The organism is Flavobacterium sinopsychrotolerans, from assembly GCF_900110375.1.
In the GTDB taxonomy this organism is placed as follows: domain Bacteria; phylum Bacteroidota; class Bacteroidia; order Flavobacteriales; family Flavobacteriaceae; genus Flavobacterium; species Flavobacterium sinopsychrotolerans.
The window spans coordinates 1-2,818 of sequence record NZ_FODN01000018.1; the positions used below are offsets into that span (position 1 = coordinate 1).

The window sequence follows — 2,818 nt, forward strand, 5'->3', positions numbered from 1 at the left end:
AAAGAAAGGCGACGACATACTCTCCCACATAACTGCAGTACCATCTGCGCAGGCGGGCTTAACTACTCTGTTCGGGATGGGAAGAGGTGAGCCCCGCCGCAATAACCACCTTAAGAGGTTATAATTGCTTTGGGCAATTACTGTAATGTTGTTTATAGTTATATAAACATCAGTTACATAATATCTTAACATACTGAGATAAAGAAAATAAAAAGTTGATACTGAAACATTTACACTGAATTTATTTCAGTGAGTTCAGCATAAAGAAAGTTTCTTCTCCCGTCCCGAAAGACGGGAGAAAAGCGTACATAAGCTTACGGGTTATTAGTACTACTCGACTATGACATTACTGCCTTTACATCTATAGCCTATCAACGTGGTCATCTCCCACGACCCTTAAAAGAAATCTCATCTTGTGGTGGGTTTCGCGCTTATATGCTTTCAGCGCTTATCCCTTCCAAACGTAGCTACTCTGCGATGCCACTGGCGTGACAACAGATACACTAGAGGTTTGTCCAATTCGGTCCTCTCGTACTAGAATCAGATCCACTCAAATTTCTTGCGCCCACAGTAGATAGAGACCGAACTGTCTCACGACGTTCTGAACCCAGCTCGCGTGCCACTTTAATGGGCGAACAGCCCAACCCTTGGGACCTTCTCCAGCCCCAGGATGTGACGAGCCGACATCGAGGTGCCAAACCCCCCCGTCGATATGAGCTCTTGGGGGAGATCAGCCTGTTATCCCCGGCGTACCTTTTATCCTTTGAGCGATGGCCCTTCCATGCGGAACCACCGGATCACTATGCTCTACTTTCGTACCTGATCGACCTGTATGTCTCTCAGTCAAGCTCCCTTATGCCATTGCACTCTACGCACGGTTACCAAGCGTACTGAGGGAACCTTTAGAAGCCTCCGTTACTCTTTTGGAGGCGACCACCCCAGTCAAACTACCCACCAAGCAATGTCCCCCGCATAACGGGGTTAGGCCTCAGATAAACAAAGGGTTGTATTTCAACAATGACTCCACAACGCCTAGCGACGCCACTTCACAGTCTCCAACCTATCCTACACATCATTTATCCAAGGTCAATACTAAGCTATAGTAAAGGTGCACAGGGTCTTTTCGTCCCACTGCGGGTAAGCGGCATCTTCACCGCTACTACAATTTCACCGAGCTCATGGCTGAGACAGTGTCCAGATCGTTACACCATTCGTGCAGGTCGGAACTTACCCGACAAGGAATTTCGCTACCTTAGGACCGTTATAGTTACGGCCGCCGTTTACTGGGGCTTCATTTCAATGCTTCTCCGAAGATAACATCTCCACTTAACCTTCCAGCACCGGGCAGGTGTCAGGCCCTATACTTCATCTTACGATTTTGCAGAGCCCTGTGTTTTTGATAAACAGTCGCCTGGACCTCTTCACTGCGGCCAGCATTGCTGCTGGCGACCCTTCTCCCGAAGTTACGGGTCTATTTTGCCTAATTCCTTAGCCATGAATCTCTCGAGCACCTTAGGATTCTCTCCTCGACTACCTGTGTCGGTTTGCGGTACGGGTACTTATTACCTGAAGTTTAGAGGTTTTTCTTGGAAGCCCTTAGGCGCACTATCTCTTTGTCCGAAGACTCCGAGTACTATCGTATTTCCCCAAAACCCGTGGATTTGCCTGCGGGTCTTATAGGTAGGTACTTCAACGAACTATTCCGTCAGTTCGCGGCGCTTTCATCACTCCGTCACCCCATCACAGTAATAACTAGTACGGGAATATTAACCCGTTGTCCATCGACTGTCCCTTTCGGGTTCGCCTTAGGTCCCGACTAACCCACAGCTGATTAGCATAGCTGTGGAAACCTTAGTCTTTCGGTGTGCGGGTTTCTCGCCCGCATTATCGTTACTTATGCCTACATTTTCTTTTCTAACCAGTCCAGCATGCCTTACGACACACCTTCTACCCTGTTAGAATGCTCCCCTACCACTTACAATAAATTGTAAATCCATAGCTTCGGTAATATACTTATGCCCGATTATTATCCATGCTCGTCCGCTCGACTAGTGAGCTGTTACGCACTCTTTAAATGAATGGCTGCTTCCAAGCCAACATCCTAGCTGTCTGGGCAGACAAACCTCGTTCTTTCAACTTAGTATATATTTGGGGACCTTAGCTGATGGTCTGGGTTCTTTCCCTCTCGGACTTGGACCTTAGCACCCAAGCCCTCACTGTTATGAAACATTATATAGCATTCGGAGTTTGTCAGGAATTGGTAGGCGGTGAAGCCCCCGCATCCAATCAGTAGCTCTACCTCTATATAACTTTACGCATAACGCTGCACCTAAATGCATTTCGGGGAGTACGAGCTATTTCCGAGTTTGATTGGCCTTTCACCCCTACCCACAGGTCATCCGAAGACTTTTCAACGTCAACCGGTTCGGACCTCCACACTGTGTTACCAGCGCTTCATCCTGCCCATGGGTAGATCACACGGTTTCGCGTCTAACACTACTGACTAAAGCGCCCTATTCAGACTCGCTTTCGCTACGGATCCGTGGCTTAACCACTTATCCTTGCCAGCAACGTTAACTCGTAGGCTCATTATGCAAAAGGCACGCCGTCACCCCACGAAAGGGCTCCGACCGCTTGTAAGCGTATGGTTTCAGGATCTATTTCACTCCGTTATTCACGGTTCTTTTCACCTTTCCCTCACGGTACTGGTTCACTATCGGTCTCTCAGGAGTATTTAGCCTTAGCGGATGGTCCCGCCAAATTCAGACAGGATTTCTCGTGTCCCGCCCTACTCAGGATACCACTATCGTTATCTTCT

2 rRNA genes are annotated in these 2,818 nt (G+C 48.2%); both read right to left on the bottom strand.

Annotation, left to right across the window (positions count from 1 at the left end):
• Nucleotides 1-3 precede the first annotated feature (3 nt).
• Nucleotides 4-113, bottom strand: a 5S ribosomal RNA gene (rrf, locus tag BMX64_RS15510).
• 191 nt (nt 114-304) lie between these two features.
• Nucleotides 305-2,818: ribosomal RNA gene (locus tag BMX64_RS15515) — 23S ribosomal RNA — on the bottom strand; the annotation flags it as partial.